This window comes from Streptomyces sp. NBC_00076 (genome assembly GCF_045041235.1).
GTDB lineage: Bacteria > Actinomycetota > Actinomycetes > Streptomycetales > Streptomycetaceae > Streptomyces.
The window spans coordinates 8,836,800-8,856,483 of the sequence record NZ_CP108242.1; the positions used below are offsets into that span (position 1 = coordinate 8,836,800).

Sequence of the window (19,684 nt, forward strand, 5' to 3'; positions counted from 1 at the left end):
TGTCCCGGACGCACTCCCGGCTGGTGCGGATGGGGTGGAGGTGCCGGTCGCACCGGCAGGTGTAGCGGGGGCGGGTGTCCCGGTCGTACCCCCGGCCGGTGATGCCGGGTCGGACGCGCCGGTCGCGTCGGCCGGTGTCGCCGGGTCGGACGCTCCGGTCACGTCGGCCGGTGTCACTGGATCCGGTGGTCCGGTCACACCGACCCGCGGCACCCGATCGCACGCCTCGGTCTCCCCGGGCGCCCCCGCCGGGCGGGGCGGCGCCGGGCCCTCACAGAGGGCCGGCCGGGCCGACGCCTGGGCTGCACTGCTGCGCCTCCCGGCCTTGTTCACCGTCCCCGGGGACGCCCTGGCGGGTGCTGCCGCGGCAGGCGCACGAGCCGATTCCCGTACCCTGCTCGCCATCTGCTCCTCCCTGTGCCTGTACGAGGCGGGCATGGCCCTCAACGACTGGGCCGACCGGGCCGAGGACGCCGCCGAGCGTCCGCACCGTCCCCTCCCCTCCGGCCGGATCCGTCCGACCGCGGCCCTCACGGCAGCCTGCGCCCTCACCGGCGCGGGCCTGTCCCTGGCAGCCTGCGCCGGCCGGCCCGCCCTCGCCGTGGCGGCTCCGCTGGCCGCGACCGTCTGGGCGTACGACCTCGCTCTGAAGCACACGCCGGCAGGCCCCTTCGCCATGGCGACAGCGCGTGGCCTCGACCTGCTGCTCGGCGCCGCGGCGACCACGGGAACGAGGGGGAAGGGCAAGGCAAGGGGCACGACTCGTCGTACCGGCACCGGCAGGAAGCCCGCTGCGACCGTCGGCACCAGGGGCACGGCCGGAGCCGGAAGGAACACCGCGCCCTCCGCCGTACCGTCGGCTGCCGCGAGCCGCGTGCGCCGCGCCCTGCCGTCCGCCGCCCTGCTGAGCACGCACACCCTCGCCGTCACCACCGTCTCGCGCAGGGAAACCCAGGGCGGCTCACCTCTGGCTCCCCTCGGCGCCCTGGCCACGACCGCGTTACTCACGCGACTCCTGGTACCCCCGACCACCGGGCCGAGCGACAGGCCCGACGGCAGGGAGGGCACCAGGTCCGGCACCCTCGAGCCCGCTGCCGTCGGCACCCTGCGCACCGCTCTGGCGACCACTCTCGCCACCTCGTACGCCACCACCGCTGCCCGCCCCTACTTCCACGCCACCCTCAATCCGTCACCCCCGCTCACCCAACGAGCCGTCGTCGGCGGCATCCGCGCCATGATCCCCCTCCAGTCCGCCCTCGCCGCCCGCTCCGGCGCGACCGTCACCGCGCTGCTCACCGCGGCCCTCGCCCCACTCGCGGCGCGATTCGCGAGGAAGGTGAGCGTCACATGAACTCCGAGCCCCTCCACCCGACGAACGGCGCGGGTCCCGACACCACCGCCCTCCGCTTCGGCTACGGCACCAACGGCCTCGCAGACCTCCGACTCGACGACGCCCTGCCCCTGCTCGCCGACCTCGGCTACGACGGCGTCGGTCTGACCCTCGACCACATGCACCTCGACCCGCTCGCCCCGGACCTCCCGGCCCGCACCCGTCGCCTCGCGCACCGGCTGGACCAGCTCGGCCTGACGGCTACCGTCGAGACGGGCGCCCGCTATGTCCTCGACCCGCGCCGCAAACACGGGCCCTCCCTGCTGGACCCCGACCCCGACGACCGCGCCCGGCGCGTCGACCTGCTGATCCGCGCGGTCCGTGTCGCCGCCGACCTGGGCGCCCACGCCGTCCACTGCTTCAGCGGGACCACCCCGACCGGCACGGACGAGGACACGGCATGGAAGCGCCTGGCCGAGGCGCTCGCCCCGGTCCTGGACGCGGCCACCAAGGTCGGCGTCCCCCTCGCCGTGGAACCCGAACCAGGTCACCTCCTCGCCACCCTCGCGGACTTCCACCGGCTCCGCCGTACCCTCGGCGACCCCGAGCCTCTCGGCCTGACCCTCGACATCGGCCACTGCCAGTGCCTCGAACCGCTGCCGCCCGCCGACTGCGTACGCGCCGCCGCTCCGTGGCTGCGTCACGTCCAGATCGAGGACATGCGCCGCGGCGTCCATGAACACCTCCCCTTCGGGGACGGGGAGATCGACTTCCCGCCGGTGCTCTCCGCCCTCGCCGCCACCGGCTACCAGGGCCTGACCGTCGTCGAACTGCCCCGCCACTCCCACGCGGGCCCTCACTTCGCCGAACTCTCCCTTCCGTATCTCCGTCACGCAGCCGCGCCCTCACAAGGGAGCACCCCATGACCCGAGCGCACGCCCACCCGGCGTCCGAGGCGGTCGGCATCCAGGGCACCACCCTCGCCCGCACCCTGCCGTCCGACCTGCACGACCAGGTCGTCGCCGGCCTCGACGAGGCCGCTCATGCCTGGTTGGAGCAGGCACTCGGTGAGGCCGCCGCCCGCCCCCGCACCAACGGGCCCATCTCCGTGTGGGAGCTCCGGCTCGCCGAAGCCGGACGCCGCTGTGGCCCGGAGTACGCCGACGCCGTCCGTGTCCTGATCCTCGACGCGGCCCGCGCCGACCCGGACGCCCTCTCCCGCGTCTACGCCCAGGGCACCGCCGCCGAACGCCGTGCCGTCCTGTACGCACTGCCCCACCTGGTGCCCGGACCCGAGGCGCTCCCGCTTGTCGAGGACGCCCTGCGCACCAACGACACCCGGCTCCTGGCCGCCGCCGTCGGCCCCTACGCCGCCCGGCGCCTGCCTGCCCACGCCTGGCGGCACGCCGTCCTGAAATGCCTGTTCACGGGCGTGCCCCTGGTGGAGGTGGCCGGCCTGGACCACCGCGCCCGCGCCGACACGGAACTCGCCCGCATGCTCCACGACTACGCCGCGGAACGCACCGCCGCCGGCCGCCCCGTCCCCGAAGACCTGCGCCGCGTCCTGGCCCTGACCGGCCCCACGCCCACGCCGCCCGCCGACCCCGGCACCCGCGGCCTCGACGGCAAGGAGTCCTGATGCGCCTCTTCGACCCCCACATCCACATGACGTCCCGCACCACCGACGACTACGAGGCCATGCGAGCCGCGGGCGTCCGCGCCGTCGTCGAGCCGTCCTTCTGGCTCGGCCAGCCCCGCACCTCGCCCTCCTCCTTCTTCGACTACTTCGACTCGCTGCTGGGCTGGGAGCCCTTCCGGGCCGCCCAGTACGGCATCGCCCACCACTGCACGATCGCCCTCAACCCCAAGGAGGCGAACGACCCGCGCTGCGTCCCCGTCCTCGACGAACTGCCCCGGTATCTCGTCAAGGACCAGGTGGTGGCCGTCGGCGAGATCGGCTACGACTCGATGACCCCGGCCGAGGACACCGCCCTCGCCGCGCAGCTCCAGCTCGCCGCCGACCACCAACTGCCGGCCCTGGTCCACACCCCGCACCGCGACAAACTCGCGGGCCTGCGCCGCACCCTCGACGTGATCCGGGAATCCGCCCTGCCGCCCGAACGGGTGCTGGTCGACCACCTCAACGAGACCACCGTCAAAGAGGCCAGGGACAGCGGCTGCTGGCTGGGTTTCTCCGTCTATCCCGACACCAAGATGGACGAGGAGCGGATGGTGGTGATCCTCAAGGAGTACGGCCCCGAGAAGGTGCTCGTGAACTCCGCCGCCGACTGGGGGAGAAGCGATCCCCTCAAGACCCGCGGCGTCGCCGACGCCATGCTGGCGAGCGGCTTCGGCGAGGACGACGTCGACCAGGTGCTGTGGCGCAACCCCGTCGCCTTCTACGGCCTCAGTGGCCGCCTGATCCTCGACGTGCCGGACACGTCCGGCACCCACGAGGGCAACTCCGTCCTGCGCGGAGGGGAGTGAGCGATGCGCTTCCGGCACCCCGACGGCAGCATCGTCCACCTCGCCTACTGCACCAACGTCCACCCCGCCGAGACCCTCGACGGCGTCCTCGCGCAACTGCGCGACCACTGCGAACCCGTGCGCCGCCGCCTCGGCCGCGACCGGCTCGGCATCGGTCTGTGGCTCGCCCGGGACGCGGCGCACGCCCTCGTCAGCGACCCGTCCGCGCTGCGGCGACTGCGCACCGAACTCGACCGACGCGGCCTCGAAGTCGTCACCCTCAACGGCTTCCCGTACCAGGGATTCGGCGCCGAGGAGGTCAAGTACCGCGTCTACAAACCCGACTGGGCCGACCCGGAACGCCTCGACCACACCACCGCCCTGGCCCGCGTCCTCGCCAAACTTCTCCCCGACGACGTCACCGAGGGCAGCATCTCCACCCTCCCGCTCGCCTGGCGCACCGCCCACGACCAGCGCACCGCACAGGCGGCCCGCACCGCCCTGCTCACCCTCGCCGAACGCCTCGACGCCCTGGAGGAGCTGACCGGACGCTCCATCCGCCTCGGTCTGGAGCCTGAACCCGGCTGCGTCGTCGAGACCACCCACGACGCCATCACCCCGCTGACCGCGATCGCGCACGACCGGATCGGCATCTGCGTCGACACCTGCCATCTCGCCACCTCCTTCGAAGACCCGGACACCGCCATCGACGCACTCGTCGAAGCAGGCATCCCCGTCGTCAAGTCCCAGCTCTCGGCCGCCCTGCACGCCGAGCACCCGCACCTGCCCGAGGTCCGTGCGGCCCTCGCCGCGTTCGACGAACCCCGCTTCCTGCACCAGACCCGCACCGCCACCGCCGCCGGCCTGCGCGGCACCGACGACCTCGGTGAGGCCCTCGCCGGCGACACCCTCCCCGAAGGGGCTCCCTGGCGCGCCCACTTCCACGTCCCCCTGCACGCGGCCCCCGCCGCGCCCCTCACCTCCACGCTCCCCGTCCTGAAGACCGCCCTGACCCGGCTCGTCGGCGGCCCGAACCCCCTCACCCGCCATCTGGAGGTCGAGACCTACACCTGGCAGACGCTCCCGCCCGAGCTCAGGCCACGCGGCCGGGCGCAGCTCGCCGACGGTATCGCCGCCGAACTCGCCCTGGCCCGCGACCTCTTGACCGACCTCGGCCTGAAGGAACTCCCATGAGCAGCCCCGCCTCTCCCGGTGCCGAAGGCGACACGTCCGCCCGGGCCCACCCCGACGCCGACACCGAGGGCGGCGCCAAGCACCCCGTGCCCCTCCTCGTCCTCGACATCGTCGGCCTCACCCCGCGTCTCCTCGACCACATGCCCCACCTCAAGACGCTCGGCCAGTCCGGCTCCCGCGCGCCCCTCGGCACCGTCCTGCCCGCCGTGACCTGCGCGGCCCAGTCCACCTTCCTCACCGGCACCCACCCGTCGGAGCACGGCATCGTCGGCAACGGCTGGTACTTCCGCGAACTCGGCGACGTACTCCTGTGGCGGCAGCACAACGGTCTGGTCGCCGGGGACAAACTCTGGGACGCCGCCCGTCGCGCGCACCCCGGCTACACCGTCGCCAACATCTGCTGGTGGTACGCGATGGGCGCCGACACCGACATCACCGTCACTCCCCGTCCGATCTACTACTCCGACGGCCGCAAGGAACCGGACTGCTACACCCGGCCCGCGGCCCTGCACGACGAACTCACCGACACACTCGGCACCTTCCCCCTCTTCCACTTCTGGGGACCCGGCGCGGACCTGGTCTCCAGCCGCTGGATCATCGACGCGACCCGGCACATCCTGCGCACCCGCCACCCCGACCTGGCACTGTGCTACCTCCCGCATCTCGACTACGACCTGCAGCGCTTCGGCCCCGACGACCCGCGCTCCCTCAAGGCGGCCGCCGACCTGGACGCGGCCCTCGCCCCGCTGTTGGACGACGCCCGAACCGAGGGCCGTACCGTCGTCGCGCTGTCCGAGTACGGCATCACCCGCGCGGACCGCCCCGTCGACATCAACCGCGCCCTGCGCCGCGCCGGCCTGCTCGAGGTGCACACGCAGGACGGCATGGAATACCTCGACCCGATGGCATCCCGCGCCTTCGCGGTCGCCGACCACCAGATCGCCCATGTCTACGTCCGCAGGCCGGAAGACCTGGACGCGACCAGGGACGCCCTCGACGGACTGCCCGGCATCGAGCAACTGCTGGACGACGAGGGCAAGAAGGCCCACCACCTCGACCATCCGCGCGCGGGCGAACTCGTCGCCGTCGCGGAACCGGACGCCTGGTTCACGTACTACTACTGGCTCGACGACGACCGCGCGCCCGACTTCGCGCGACTGGTCGAGATCCACCGCAAACCCGGCTACGACCCGGTCGAACTCTTCATGGACCCGCTCGACCCCTATGTGAAGGTCAAGGCGGCGACGGCGCTGGCCCGCAAGAAACTCGGGCTGCGTTACCGCATGGCGGTCGTGCCGCTGGATCCCTCACCTATTCGCGGCAGCCACGGCCGCCTCCCGGCGAGCGACGACGACGGTCCGCTCCTCATCTGCTCCACCCCCCACGCTGTCGACGGCCGAGTCGCGGCCACCGACGTGAAAGCACTGCTGCTCCACCTGGCCGGTCTGTCCTGACCGGTCCGACCCGTCTGTCCCGACTGGTCACAAGTGAAGCACTCACCACTGACAACGCCCTCCGACACCGAGGAGTTCCACGCATGAGCCGCACCTCCCAGACGGATCCCGAACTCACCCACCGCCTCACCCGACGCGGCATGCTCGGCGTGGCCGCGGGCGCCACCGCCGCCGCACTGCTCGGTGCCGCAGCCTCACCTGCCACGGCAGCCACCGCCGCCGACACCTCCGCCGCCGGCCGTGGTCGTCCCGTCCTGCCGCCCGGCAGACTCGGCATCCAGCTCTACAGCCTGCGCGACAAGGTCTCCACGCTGGGCTTCGCGCCCGTCTTCGCCGAACTGGCGAAGTACGGCTACGACGAGGTCGAGTTCGCCGGGTACACCCAGGGCTCGGCGGGCCCGATCACGCTCGCCCAGCTCAAGCGGCTGGCACGGAACCACGGTCTCAATCCGATCGGCAGCCACGTCGGCTACTACGCCGACGACCCGAACGCCTACACCTTCGCCCAGAACCTCACCAAGGTCCTCGACGACGCCCAGGCGCTGGGTCTCAAGCACATAGGCACCGCCTCCGGCCCGTTCCGCTACGGCTCCACGGTCGACGCGTGGAAGCGGGCGGCCGAGGAGTTCAACACCTACGGCGCGGCGGCGCGGGCGCGCGGCATGAAGTTCTACCAGCACAACCACTCGGAGGAGTTCTCCTTCGCCACCGACAACCCCAAGGTCCGCCTCTACGACGTGCTGCTCGCGGAGACCGACCCCGACCTCGTCTTCCTGGAGATGGACATCTTCTGGGCGTATTCGGGCCAGTTCCGCTTCTCGAAGCGGCCCGACGGCACCCCCGCCCCCTTCGAGCCGCTCGACTACGTCCTCGAGCAGCCGGACCGCTACCCGCTCTTCCACGTCAAGGACGGCGTGAGCGACCCGGCGAACCAGTACGGCTACCGGATGACCGACGTCGGTGACGGCGACATCGACTACCAGCGGTTCATCTCCGCCGTGACCCGGCTGCGCGGCGAACGCCTGGCCCACCACTGGCAGGCCGAGCACGACAACCCGACCGAGTCCCTCACCTTCGCACGCCGTTCGAGCGCCCACCTGCACTCGTTGCGGGAGAAGTGCTGACGGGAGGGTGAGCACGACGTGAGGAGGCCCTCCCCGCATCGGGGAGGGCCTCCTCACGTGGGCGACGGATCAGCCGGTCGGCTGAGGTTCCGCGGAACTGGCGACCCCGGATGTCCTCCCCGGCTGCCGCAGCAGCAGCGCGAGCGCCGCCGCCACCATCGACACACCGCCGGCCAGCGCGTACGCGCCGTTGTAGCCCCAGGCCGTGACCACCATGGAGCCCAGACCGCCGCCGAACAGACCACTGATCAGCTTGCCGCTGTACACCAGCCCGTAGTTGGTGGCGTTGTAGTTCTCCCCGAAGTAGTCCGGCGTCAGGGCCGCGAACAGCGGATAGAAGGCGCCGCCGCCGAAACCGGAGAGGAACGCGAAGAACAGGAACAGCCCTTCACTGCGGACGTCACCGGCCCAGATCACGCCGAACTGCGCCAGCCCGAGGACCACGATGACGAACACCAGGGTGGGCTTGCGGCCCCATCTGTCGGACAGCCAGCCCACCACGCCGCGCCCGACGCCGTTGATGACCGCCATGACACCCATCGACGACGCGGCGACCAGCGGTCCGAACCCGACCTCCTTGGCGAAGTCGACCTGGAAGGAGATTCCGAAGATCGACACACCGGCGGTCAGCACGATGGACAGCCACATGAGCGGCAGCATTCCCGTCCGGATGGCCTCCTTGGGCGTGTACTGCCGTACTGCCGGAGGGTTCTTTGCCAGGCTCGTGGCGTTCTTCCGGTCGCCGGAGAACGTCAGGGGGTCGACCTCCGCGGGCCACCAGTTCTTCGGCGGGTCCTTGAAGAAGAAGGCGCACGCGAAGACCACGATCACGATGTAGCAGCCGATGAGGTCCAGCACCCGGTGGTAGTTCGCCGTGTCGAAGCCGTAGTTGAAGATGAAGATGAACGGCAGCGACCCGTACGCGAACCCGCCGTTGACGAAGCCGGTCCTGGCGCCCCGCCGCTCCGGGAACCACTTGCCGACCATGTTGATGCAGGTCGCGTAGACCAGCCCGGCGCCGACACCGCCCACGACGCCGAACCCGAGGATCGCCAGCCACACGTTGTCCATGTGCGACAGGGCGAGGAACCCGACGACACACATGAAAGAGCCGGCGTACATCGCCTTGCGGGCCGTCAGGATGCCCTTCTCGCGCAGCCAGCCCGCGGGGAAGGCGATGCCGGCCTGGAAGAACACCCAGACGCTGAGGATCCAGAAGGTGTTGCTCTGCGTCCAGCCGTGGGCGTGGGACAGGGTGTCCTCCGCCGAGCCGTACGCGTATTCGAAGACGCTGATGGCCATCATGGCGATCCACGGCAGGTACACCATGAGTGTGCGGGAGTGACCGAGGATGTCCCGATCGGTCTCGCCGATGCGGTAGACGCGGCCGTGCGCGTCGGTCACCTCACGGTAGGGACGGTTCGCGGCGCCGTACTGTGCCGAGCTGTTCGGTGCGACGGGGTCAGCCGTCATGTCACGCCATCTCCTCGCCGAGCGGTTGCGGGTTGGGTACGACTCGCCGGGCCTTCGGCCTGCCCGGTGCTTTCAGGAAGAGCGCCAGAACCGCGGAGGCCAGCCCGACGGAGCCCGCTATGACGAACGCGCCCTCGTAGTCCCACGCGTCGACCACGACCGCGCCCACCCCGGATCCCACCAGGCCCGAGATCAACTTCGAGCTGTAGACCATTCCGTAGTTGGAGGCGTTGTTGTTCTCGCCGAAGTAGTCCGCCGTCATGGCGGCGAACAGCGGGAAGATCGCCCCGCCGCCGAAGCCGGAGACCATCGAGCAGAACAGGAAGAACGGCATGCTGCCCATCTGGCCGGAGACGAGCACTCCGAACTGCGCGGTCCCCAGTACCAGGCACACGATGATCAGTGTCCTGCGGCGGCCGACCCTGTCGGAGATCCAGCCGATCACACCGCGTCCCGTGCCGTTGACGATGGCCTTCAGGGACATCGCCGTGGCCACGATCCCGCCCGCGAAGCCCATGTCCTTGCCGAACGGCACCTGGAAGGCGATGCCGAAGATGTTGATGCCGGCGGTGCACAGCAGACAGAACCACATCATCCACAGGACGGGTGTGCGGGAAGCCTCCTTCGGTGTGTACTGCTTGACCGCCGGCGGGTTCTTCTCCAGTGCCCGGCGGATCTTCGGGTCGTCGGTCAGCCTGAGCGGGTCGACGTGCGCGGGCCACCAGTTCTTCGGCGGGTCCTTGAAGAACCACCCGGCGAACGCCACGACGGCGCAGCAGATCAGGCCCACCGTCACGAGGACACCCTCGTAGTTGCCCAGGTCCATGTACGAGGTGAACAGGAACACGAAGGGCACCGAGCCGTAGGCGAAGCCGCCGTTGACCATGCCGGTCTTGCCGCCCTTGCGCTCCGGATACCACTTGCCGACCATGTTCACGCAGGTCGCGTAGACGAGACCGGCGCCGATGCCGCTGAACATGCCGAAGCCGAGGTAGGCGACGATCACGTGCGGCGCGAACGCCAGCGAGAGGTAGCCGCAGATCGTGCCCAGCGCGCCGAGCATCATCGCGTACCGCGCCGGAAGCCTCCCGCTCTCCCGCAGCTGTCCGGCGGGAAAGGCGACGGCGGCCTGGAAGAACACCCAGACGCCCATCAGCCAGAAGATGTGCCCACTGTTCCAGAGGTGGGCCGCGTGCAGCGTGTCCTCGGCCGACGTGAACGCGTACTCCGAGGAGCTGATGCCCAGCATGCCCATCCACGGGAAGAGCACCATGGTCCATCGCGGCCGGCCCATGATGTCCCGGTCGGTCTCGCCGATCCGGTACACCCGGCCGTTGCGGTCCGTCACCTCCCTGTAGGGGACGGACGTCGAGAAGTCGGTGGTTGTCATGTGTTGCACCCCTTGCGTCGAAAGTGCCGGCCAGCGCCCCCTGTCCCATGCCTTTCGTGTGCGCTCGGGTCCCGGGGCGGGCCGACGCGCACCGTCGGCCCGCCCCGCGTTCACCTACGTCATGAACCGCCCCCCAACAAGCCGGCCGCTCGCGCCCACCTGTACTTCGCGCCGAGGACGGCCACCGGCTTCTCCGTCGTGTACGGGTATGCCACGACGCCTCGTTCGTAGAGGTACTGGCAGGCCTCCTCGACCTCGACGTCGCCCGCGAGCGAGGCCACCACGGGCTTCTCGATGCCGCGCTCCCGGAACTCGGCCACCACGCGCGCGGTGAGCTCCGCGAAGACCATCGGGGGAGTGACGATGGTGTGCCAGTAGCCGAGCACCAGCGCGTGGATGCGCGGGTCCTCCAGTCCCAGCCGGATCGTCGCCTCGTATGTCGACGGCGGCTCGCCCCCGGTGATGTCCACCGGGTTGCCCGCGGCCCCGAACGGCGGAATGAACTTGCGGAACGCCTCGTCCAGATCCCGCGGGATCTCCATCAGCGACAGCCCGTTGTCGGTGACCGCGTCCGAGAGCAGTACGCCACTGCCGCCGGCGCCCGTGATGATGACGATGTTGTCGCCCTTGGGTGCGGGAAGAACCGGCAGCCCGCGCGCGTACTCCAGCATGTCGTTGAGACCGGGCGCCCGGATGACACCGGCCTGCTTCAGGATGTCCTCGTACACGGCGTCGTCGCCCGCCAGCGCTCCGGTGTGCGACCCGGCGGCCTTCGCCCCCGCCGCCGTACGCCCCGCCTTGAGGACGACGACCGGCTTCTTCGGCACGGTCGCCCGGGCGGCCTCCACGAAGGCGCGCCCGTCCTTGAGGTCCTCCAGGTGCATCGCGATGCACTCGGTGTGCGGGTCCTCGCCGAACCAGGTCAGCAGGTCGTCCTCGTCCAGGTCCGACTTGTTGCCCAGACCCACGATCGCCGACACACCCGTCTTCGTGGTGCGCGCGAAGCCCAGGATGGCCATGCCGATGCCGCCGGACTGCGAGGTCAGCGCGACCCCGCCCTTGACGTCGTACGGGGTGCAGAACGTGGCGCACAGGTCCTGCCACGTCGAGTAGTAGCCGTAGATGTTCGGACCGAGCAGCCGTACGCCGTGCCGTTCGGCGATCGCCACGATCTCCGCCTGGAGTTCGTGCTCGCCGGTCTCCGCGAAACCGGAGGGAATCAGTACGGCGTTCGGGATCCCCTTGCGTCCCACCTCCTCCAGGGCCGCGGCCACGAACTTGGCGGGGATCGCGAAGACCGCCACATCCACCTCACCGGGAACGTCCGTGACACTCTTGTACGCCTTGCGGCCCAGAATGTCATCGGCCTTGGGGTTCACCGGATGGATCTCGCCGGCGAAGCCACCGTCGACGAGGTTGCGCATCACCGAGTTGCCGATCTTGCCCTGCTCGTTGGAGGCACCGATCACGGCGACCGCGCTCGGCTGCATCAGGCGGCGCATGGACGTGAGGATCTCGTCGCGGGTGTACTTGCGGCGGGCCGGCGGCTGCGACTCGGCGAGGATGACCCGGATGTCGGCGGCGACGGCACCCTCCGGCGTCGCGATCACCGGGTTGAGGTCCACCTCCGCGATCTCCGGGAAGTCCGCGACGAGTTGGGACACCCGCCGGATCTGCTCGGCGATCGCCCACCGGTCCACGGCGGGTGCGCCGCGCACCCCGCGCAGCATCTCCGCCGACCGGATCGAGTCCAGCATGGACAGCGCCTCGTCGGCGTCGACGGGCGCGAGCCGGAACGTGATGTCCTTGAGGACCTCGACCAGCACCCCGCCGAGCCCGAACGCCACGACCTTCCCGAACGTCGGATCCGTCACCGCACCGACGATGACCTCCTGCCCCTTCGGCAGCAGCTCCTGGACCTGTACACCCTCGATGCGGGCGTCCGCGTCGTACGCGCGCGCGTTGTCGACGATCCGGTGGAAAGCGGCCCGTACGTCCGCCGCCCCCTCGACACCGACGATCACGCCACCGGCGTCGGTCTTGTGCAGGATGTCCGGGGAGACGATCTTCATCACGACCGGTCCCCCGAAGCGCGCCGCGTACGCCACCGCCTCGTCGACGTCGGTCGCCAACTCCTCGCCGGGTACGGCGATCCCGTACGCGTCGGCGATCACCTTGCCCTCGGGCGCGGTCAGCGCGGTCCGTCCCTCGACCAGTACGGAGTCGAGGAGCGTGCGCACCCTCAGGGCGCGGTCTTCGGCCATCACGTCAGATCACTCCGTTCGACTTGAGCAGGCGCAGCTCCTCGTCGCCGAGACCGAGCTCGCCGACGTAGACCTCTTCGTTGTGCTCGCCCAGCAGCGGTGAACTGGTCACGTCCACGGGGGAGTCGGAGAGCTTGAGCGGGCTGCCCACCGTCCGGAACTCGCCCCGCTCGGGGTGCGGCACGGTGACGACCATCTCGTTGGCGACCAGCGACCGGTCCTCGATGATCTCCTTTGTGGACAGGATCGGCCCGCACGGGATGTTGTGCGCGTTGAGCTTCTCCAGCACCTCCCACTTCGGGAGCGTGGCGGACCACTCCTCGATCAGCTGGAACATCTTGCCCAGCTTGGGCAGCCGCGCCTCCGGGGTCGCCCACTCGGGGTCGTCGGCCAGCTCGGGCCGGCCGATGAGCTCGCTGAGCGGCCGCCAGCCGACGGGCTGCACGATGACGTACACGTAGTCGTTGGGGCCGCCCGGCGCGCACTTGACCGCCCAGCCGGGCTGACCGCCGCCGGACGCGTTTCCGGACCTGGGAACCTCGTCGCCGAAGTCGTCGTTGGGATATTCAGCGAGCGGGCCGTGTGCCAGGCGCTGCTGGTCGCGCAACTTCACCCGGCAGAGGTTGAGCACAGCGTGCTGCATGGCCACATTGACCCGCTGACCGCGCCCGGTGTTCTCCCGCTGGTACAGCGCCGCGAGAATCCCCGCCACGGCGTGGACGCCCGTGCCCGAGTCCCCGATCTGGGCCCCCGTCGCCAGCGGCGGCCCGTCCTCGAAACCGGTCGTCGCCATCGACCCGCCCATCGCCTGCGCGACCACCTCGTACGCCTTGAAGTTGGTGTACGGGCCGTCCCCGAACCCCTTGATGGAGGCATAGACGATCCGCGGATTGATCTCCTGGATGCGGTCCCAGGTGAAGCCCATGCGGTCGACCGCGCCCGGTCCGAAGTTCTCGACCATGACGTCGGAACGCCGGATCAGTTCGGTGAGGATCTCCTTGCCGCGCTCGGTCTTGGTGTTGAGGGTGATGCTCCGCTTGTTGCAGTTGAGCATCGTGAAGTAGAGGGAGTCGACGTCCGGGAGGTCGCGCAGCTGCTTGCGCGTGATGTCACCGGTCGGCGCCTCCAGCTTGACGACGTCCGCGCCGAGCCAGGCGAGCAACTGGGTCGCGGAGGGCCCGGACTGGACGTGGGTCATGTCCAGGACGCGGATGCCTTCGAGAGCCTTGGGCGGTGTTCCCGTCGTGCCGGTCATGGCGGCCACCTCACTTGTACATGGTCTGGTTCATGGTTCCGGGGGCGTACGCGTCCGGGTCGACCCAGACGTTGATCAGCGACGGCTTGCCCGACTCACGGGCGCGCCGCAGTGCCGGTCCGATGTCGGCGGGGTCGCGGACCTCCTCGCCGTAACCGCCCAGCATCTGGGCGAACTTGTCGTAGTGGACGTCGCCGAGGGTGTTGCCGACCCGCTGGCGCTCCTGGCCGTACTTCTGGGCCTGGCCGTAACGGATCTGGTTCATGGAGGAGTTGTTGCCGACGATGCCGACGAAGGGGAGGTCGTAGCGGACGAGGGTCTCGAAGTCCCAGCCGGTGAGGGAGAAGGCGCCGTCACCGAAGAGGGCCACCACCTCCTTGTCGGGCCGCGCCTGCTTGGCCGCGAGCACGAAGGGGACGCCGACGCCGAGCGTGCCGAGCGGGCCCGGGTCCATCCAGTGGCCCGGCGACTTGGGCTGCACGACCTGACCGGAGAAGGTGACGATGTCGCCGCCGTCGCCGATGTAGACGGAGTCCTCGGTGAGGAAGTCGTTGATCTCGCTGACCAGGCGGTAGGGGTGGATCGGCGAGGCGTCGGACTTCAGGCTGGGCAGCCGCTTCTCGATCGCGGTCTGCTCGGCGGCCCGCAGCTCGTCGAGCCACTCCTTGCGCCTGGACGCCCCACCGTTGATGCGCCCGGAGGCCGCCTCGGCCACCGACTTCAGCACCAGGCCCGCGTCGCCGACGATCCCGAGGTCGATGTCGCGGTTCTTGCCGACGGTCCGGTAGTCGAGGTCGATCTGTACGACGGTCGCGTCCGGAGACAGCCGCTTGCCGTAGCCCATACGGAAGTCGAAGGGCGTACCGACGATCACGATGACGTCGGCGTTGGAGAAGGCGTACCGGCGCGACAGCTGGAAGTGGTGCGGGTCGCCCGGCGGCAGGGTGCCGCGGCCCGCGCCGTTCATGTACGCGGGGATGTTGAGGGTGCGTACGAGGTCGATGGCCGCCTCGGTGCCCCGGGTCGTCCACACCTGGCTGCCCAGCAGGATCGCCGGCTTCTCCGCGTGCACCAGCAGGTCGGCGAGTTTCTCGATCGCCTCGGGGTCGCCTGCCGAGCGGGTCGAGGCGCGGTAGGCGCCCGTCTTCGGCACGCGCGCCTTGGCCACCGGCACCCTGGCGTCGAGGACGTCACGAGGGATCTCCAGGAAGGAGGGGCCGGGCGCGCCGTGGTAGCACTCACGGAACGCCATCGACACCATGTCCGCCGCCCGGGCCGTGTCCGGCACGGCCGCCGCGAACTTGGTGATCGGGGTCATCATGTCGACGTGCGGCAGGTCCTGCAGGGACCCCATCTTGTGCTGGGTGAGCGCCCCCTGACCGCCGATCAGCAGCATCGGCGACTCCGCGCGGAAGGCGTTGGCGACGCCGGTGACGGCGTCGGTCGTACCGGGACCCGCGGTGACGACCGCGCAGCCGGGCTTGCCGGTGAGGCGCGCGTAGCCGTCGGCGGCGTGGGCGGCGACCTGTTCGTGACGGACGTCGACTACTTCTATGCCCTCGTCCACGCAGCCGTCGTAGATGTCGATGATGTGGCCGCCGCACAGTGTGTAGATGCGATCGACCCCCTCTGCCTTCAGGGCTTTGGCAACGAGATGACCACCGGAAATCAGGTCCTGGGTGTCGTCGGGCATGGCGAAGTCCTGTCCCTTCGTAGGGGGTTGGAGCACTCTCGCGGTACATTGCATACAGTCGACGAATACTGTATGAAGCTTGTTATCCCGCATCCGGTGGGTGGTGTCCAGGGGGCGTGCGGCACTTTCAGTCATCGGAGTTCGGCCTCGCGATGACTTTCCAGACGGGAGCCGAGATGGACCTGTACGAACATCAGGCAAGGCAACTCTTCGAAGAACACGGCATCCTGGTGCCGCGGGCGGAGGTCACCGACTCGCCCAAGGAGGCGCGCGAGATCGCCCGCAGGCTGGGCGGGCGCGTCGTGGTGAAGGCCCAGGTGAAGACCGGTGGTCGGGGCAAGGCGGGCGGTGTCCGACTCGCCGCCGACCCGGCCGCCGCCGAGCTCACGGCACGTCAGATCCTCGGCATGGACATCAAGGGCCACACGGTCCGCACCGTCATGCTCGCCCAACCCGTGGACATCGAGACAGAGTTCTACGTCTCCTACGTCCTCGACCGCGCGGTCGGCCGCTTCCTCGCGATCGCCTCCGCGGAGGGCGGCATGGACATCGAGGAGGTCGCCGCCGGCCGGCCGGACGCCGTCGCCCGTGTCCACATCGACCCGGCCGAGGGAGTCACCTCGGCGAAGGCCGCAGAGATCGCCCAGGCGGCCGGACTGCCGCCGCGGACCGTCGACGTCCTCGTACGCCTGTGGGAGGTACTGGTCCGCGAGGACGCCGTCCTGGTCGAGGTCAACCCGCTCGTCCGGACCCGGCAGGGACAGATCCTCGCCCTCGACGGCAAGGTCACCCTGGACGACAACGCACGCTTCCGGCAGGCGCGTTGGGGCGACGACGGCACGGCGCACGACGACCCGCTGGAGGCGGCCGCCGCCGCCAAGGGCCTCACCTACGTCAAGCTCGACGGCGAGGTCGGCATCATCGGAAACGGCGCCGGCCTGGTCATGTCGACCCTCGACGTGGTCGCGGGCTGCGGCGCCCGCCCCGCCAACTTCCTCGACATCGGCGGCGGCGCCTCCGCCCGGATCATGGCCGACGGGCTGTCCGTCATCATCTCGGACCCCGCCGTGAAATCCGTCCTCGTCAACGTCTTCGGCGGGATCACCGCCTGCGACGCCGTCGCCGACGGCATCGTCCAGGCACTTCAGAGCGTGCGGTTGACCAAACCGCTCGTCGTCCGCCTGGACGGCAACAACGCGGCGCGCGGCCGCGCCATCCTCGACGAGCGCGCCCACCCGCTGGTCCAGCAGGTCACCACCATGGACGGCGCCGCCCGCCGTGCCGCCCAACTCGCCATCACAGCCTGAGGAGACGGGACATGGCGATCTACCTGACCAAGGAGAGCAAGGTCCTCGTCCAGGGCATGACCGGCGGCGAGGGCATGAAGCACACCCGCCGCATGCTCGCGGCCGGCACGAACGTCGTCGGCGGCGTCAACCCGCGCAAGGCGGGGCGCACCGTCGACTTCGACGACCGTGCGGTGCCGGTCTTCGGGTCCGTCGCCGACGGCATGCGGGCGACCGGAGCGGACGTCACCGTCGTCTTCGTGCCGCCCGCCTTCGCCAAGGCCGCCGTCGTGGAGGCAGCCGACGCGGGCATCGGGCTCGCCGTCGTCATCACCGAGGGCATCCCGGTCCACGACTCCGTCGCATTCACGGCGTACGCGAAGCGCAACGGCACCCGCGTCATCGGCCCCAACTGCCCGGGCCTGATCACCCCCGGCCAGTCCAACGCGGGCATCATCCCCGCCGACATCACCAAGCCGGGCCGTATCGGACTGGTGTCCAAGTCCGGCACGCTCACCTACCAACTCATGTACGAACTCCGCGACATCGGCTTTTCGACGTGCGTGGGCATCGGCGGCGACCCGGTCGTCGGCACCAGCCACATCGACTGCCTCGCCGCCTTCCAGGACGACCCCGACACAGAACTGATCGTCCTCATCGGGGAGATCGGCGGCGACGCGGAGGAACGAGCCGCCGCGTACGTCCGCGCACACGTCACCAAGCCCGTGGTCGGCTACATCGCCGGCTTCACCGCGCCCGAGGGCAAGACCATGGGACACGCGGGCGCGATCGTGTCCGGCTCGTCCGGCACCGCGCGGGCCAAGCAGGAGGCGCTGGAAGCGGCCGGCGTCCAGGTGGGCGGCACACCTACGGACACGGCCCGACTGGTGCTCGACCGACTGAACACCGAGCGTGACACCACCAGGAGTTGACGTGGGGTGACTGTCCCGCACCAGCCGACATCACTACCTTCCTCCCTACGATCGTCAGCGCCCGCCCGAGCGCCCCGTCGTCCACGCTCGTCGAGCGACCCGTGCGCACGACGAGCCATGCACCCCCGCCCCCGACCGTGCACCGTGAGCGGAGCTAAACGATGGCACCCACTCCCGCCCCGAACACCCACGCCGAAGCCCAAGTCCCCACCCTCACCCTCAAGTCCGGCACCTCCTGGGCCGACGCCTGGCACCGCTGCCTCGCCGTCGCCCCCGAGGCCTTCCGGGACGACCGTGTCCTCAACCTCTGGGGCTCCGTCTGGCGGGCCGAGGGACGCACCCTGCCCTCCACCAGTCCGGTCGACGGCAGTCCGATTGCCGGCCCGCCGCGACTGGACGAGGCCACCGCCCGACAGGCCGTCCGCGCCTCCCTCGACCAGCACCGCGCCTGGCGCCACATCCCCCTCGACGAGCGCCGCGCCCGCGTCGCCGCCACCCTCGACGCCCTCACCGAACACCGCGAACTGCTCGCCCTGCTGCTCGTCTGGGAGATCGGCAAGCCCTGGCGGCTCGCGCAGGCGGACGTCGACCGGGCCATCGACGGTGTGCGCTGGTACGTCGACGGCATCGAGCCCATGCTGGCGGGCCGGGTTCCGCTGGACGGCCCGGTGTCCAACATCGCCAGCTGGAACTACCCGATGAGCGTGCTCGTTCACGCAGTGCTGGTACAGGCATTGGCAGGCAACGCGGTCATCGCCAAGACCCCGACCGACGGCGGTGTCGCCTGTCTGACGCTGGCCTGCGCGCTCGCCGCCCGCGAGGGGATTCCCGTCACCCTGGTCAGCGGCAGCGGGGGCGAGCTGTCCAAGGCGCTGGTGCGCGCACCGGAGATCGGCTGCGTCTCCTTCGTCGGCGGTCGCGACACCGGCGCCGCGGTGGCCACGGCCGTCGCCGACCTGGGCAAGCGACACGTACTCGAACAGGAGGGACTCAACACCTGGGGCATCTGGAACCACACGGACTGGGACGCGCTCACCGCGGTCGTTCCCAAGCTCTTCGACTACGGCAAGCAACGGTGCACGGCGTACCCGCGCTTCGTCGTCCAGCGGCAACTGTTCGACGAGTTCCTGGCCGCCTACCTCCCGGCGGTCCGCACCCTGCGCGTCGGTCACCCGCTGGCCGTCGAGAAGCCTGACGACCCGTACCCGGAGCTGGACTTCGGACCGGTGATCAACGCGGCCAAGGCCAAGGAACTGCACGACCAGGTCGCCGAGGCCGTCGAGCGCGGTGCCGTCCCCCTGCACCGGGGCCGACAGCGCGACGCCCGGTTCCTGCCCGGACAGGACACCTCGGCGTACGTCCAGCCGGTCACGCTCCTGAACCCGCCGCCGTCCTCCCCGCTGCACCACGCGGAACCGTTCGGCCCGGTCGACACCATCGTCCTGGTCGACACGGAGGCGGAGCTGCTGGCCGCGATGAACGCCTCCAACGGCGCGCTGGTCGCCACCCTGTGCACGGACGACCGGGCGACCTTCGAACGGCTGGCCCCGCAGATCCGCGCGTTCAAGGTCGGCCACGGCACACCGCGCTCGCGGGGCGACCGCGACGAACTGTTCGGCGGGTTCGGCGCGTCCTGGCGCGGCGCGTTCGTCGGCGGCGAGTTGCTGGTGCGTGCCGTGACACGGGGCCCGGCGGGGGAGCGGCTGCCCGGGAACTTCCCGGACTACCACCTCATGCCGTGAGAAACCCGATCGTCAGCCGTGCCGCATACCTCTGTCGGTGGGTCGGCATGGCTGACGATCAGTGCCGGAGCACTGGTGGGA

At 70.4% G+C, this 19,684-nt stretch carries 15 protein-coding genes; 10 read left to right on the forward strand and 5 right to left on the reverse strand.

The features are described 5' to 3' along the window. The first annotated feature begins 307 nt into the window (after positions 1-307). From OHA64_RS39655 to OHA64_RS39685, 7 genes are all read left to right on the forward strand, one after another. Positions 308-1,351 (forward strand): SCO3242 family prenyltransferase, encoded by a 1,044-nt coding sequence (locus OHA64_RS39655; protein WP_405624307.1) that lies wholly within the window; start codon positions 308-310, stop codon positions 1,349-1,351. Then, positions 1,348-2,256 (forward strand): sugar phosphate isomerase/epimerase family protein, encoded by a 909-nt coding sequence (locus tag OHA64_RS39660; protein WP_405621748.1) that lies wholly within the window; start codon positions 1,348-1,350, stop codon positions 2,254-2,256. The genes OHA64_RS39655 and OHA64_RS39660 overlap by 4 nt, the downstream gene beginning before the upstream one ends. After that, on the forward strand, positions 2,253-2,969 hold the full coding sequence (locus OHA64_RS39665; RefSeq protein ID WP_405621750.1) for an EboA domain-containing protein: 717 nt from the start codon (positions 2,253-2,255) through the stop codon (positions 2,967-2,969). The genes OHA64_RS39660 and OHA64_RS39665 overlap by 4 nt, the downstream gene beginning before the upstream one ends. Further along, positions 2,969-3,817 carry a TatD family hydrolase gene (locus OHA64_RS39670; protein WP_405621751.1) on the forward strand — a complete coding sequence of 283 codons (849 nt, stop codon included), beginning with the start codon at positions 2,969-2,971 and terminating at the stop codon, positions 3,815-3,817. The genes OHA64_RS39665 and OHA64_RS39670 overlap by 1 nt, the downstream gene beginning before the upstream one ends. Positions 3,818-3,820: 3 nt before the next feature. Next, the gene (gene eboE / locus OHA64_RS39675) at positions 3,821-4,990 is read left to right on the forward strand and encodes a metabolite traffic protein EboE (protein ID WP_405621753.1); all 1,170 of its coding nucleotides are present in this window, start codon (positions 3,821-3,823) and stop codon (positions 4,988-4,990) included. Continuing rightward, positions 4,987-6,444 (forward strand): nucleotide pyrophosphatase/phosphodiesterase family protein, encoded by a 1,458-nt coding sequence (locus tag OHA64_RS39680; RefSeq protein WP_405621755.1) that lies wholly within the window; start codon positions 4,987-4,989, stop codon positions 6,442-6,444. The genes eboE and OHA64_RS39680 overlap by 4 nt, the downstream gene beginning before the upstream one ends. Before the next feature lie 83 nt (positions 6,445-6,527). Further along, positions 6,528-7,568 carry a sugar phosphate isomerase/epimerase family protein gene (locus OHA64_RS39685; RefSeq protein WP_405621757.1) on the forward strand — a complete coding sequence of 347 codons (1,041 nt, stop codon included), beginning with the start codon at positions 6,528-6,530 and terminating at the stop codon, positions 7,566-7,568. Between the two features lie 69 nt (positions 7,569-7,637). On the opposite strand, the gene OHA64_RS39690 is transcribed toward OHA64_RS39685, so the two are convergent. The 5 genes from OHA64_RS39690 to OHA64_RS39710 form a co-directional block, all read right to left on the reverse strand. Continuing rightward, entirely contained in the window at positions 7,638-9,041 is a 1,404-nt protein-coding gene (locus tag OHA64_RS39690; RefSeq protein WP_405621759.1) for an OFA family MFS transporter, read from the reverse strand. 1 nt (position 9,042) lies between these two features. After that, on the reverse strand, positions 9,043-10,431 hold the full coding sequence (locus OHA64_RS39695; protein WP_405621761.1) for an OFA family MFS transporter: 1,389 nt from the start codon (positions 10,429-10,431) through the stop codon (positions 9,043-9,045). Positions 10,432-10,550: 119 nt separating this feature from the next. Further along, the gene (locus tag OHA64_RS39700) at positions 10,551-12,695 is read right to left on the reverse strand and encodes an acetate--CoA ligase family protein (protein WP_405624308.1); all 2,145 of its coding nucleotides are present in this window, start codon (positions 12,693-12,695) and stop codon (positions 10,551-10,553) included. A gap of 4 nt (positions 12,696-12,699) precedes the next feature. Continuing rightward, positions 12,700-13,950, reverse strand: a complete 1,251-nt coding sequence (frc, locus tag OHA64_RS39705; protein ID WP_405621763.1) for a formyl-CoA transferase — start codon at positions 13,948-13,950, stop codon at positions 12,700-12,702. A gap of 10 nt (positions 13,951-13,960) precedes the next feature. Further along, positions 13,961-15,643, reverse strand: a complete 1,683-nt coding sequence (locus OHA64_RS39710) for a thiamine pyrophosphate-binding protein (RefSeq protein WP_405621765.1) — start codon at positions 15,641-15,643, stop codon at positions 13,961-13,963. 176 nt (positions 15,644-15,819) lie between these two features. Between OHA64_RS39710 and sucC the strand changes: the two genes are divergently transcribed. The 3 genes from sucC (at position 15,820) to OHA64_RS39725 (ending at position 19,603) form a co-directional block, all read left to right on the forward strand. Then, positions 15,820-16,950: an ADP-forming succinate--CoA ligase subunit beta gene (sucC, locus tag OHA64_RS39715; RefSeq protein WP_405621767.1), complete on the forward strand. Its 1,131-nt coding sequence runs from the start codon at positions 15,820-15,822 to the stop codon at positions 16,948-16,950. Between the two features lie 11 nt (positions 16,951-16,961). Beyond that, entirely contained in the window at positions 16,962-17,861 is a 900-nt protein-coding gene (sucD, locus tag OHA64_RS39720; RefSeq protein WP_405621769.1) for a succinate--CoA ligase subunit alpha, read from the forward strand. Positions 17,862-18,022: 161 nt separating this feature from the next. Continuing rightward, complete coding sequence (locus OHA64_RS39725; protein WP_405621770.1) at positions 18,023-19,603, forward strand: aldehyde dehydrogenase family protein; 1,581 nt, start codon at positions 18,023-18,025, stop codon at positions 19,601-19,603. Positions 19,604-19,684 lie beyond the last annotated feature (81 nt).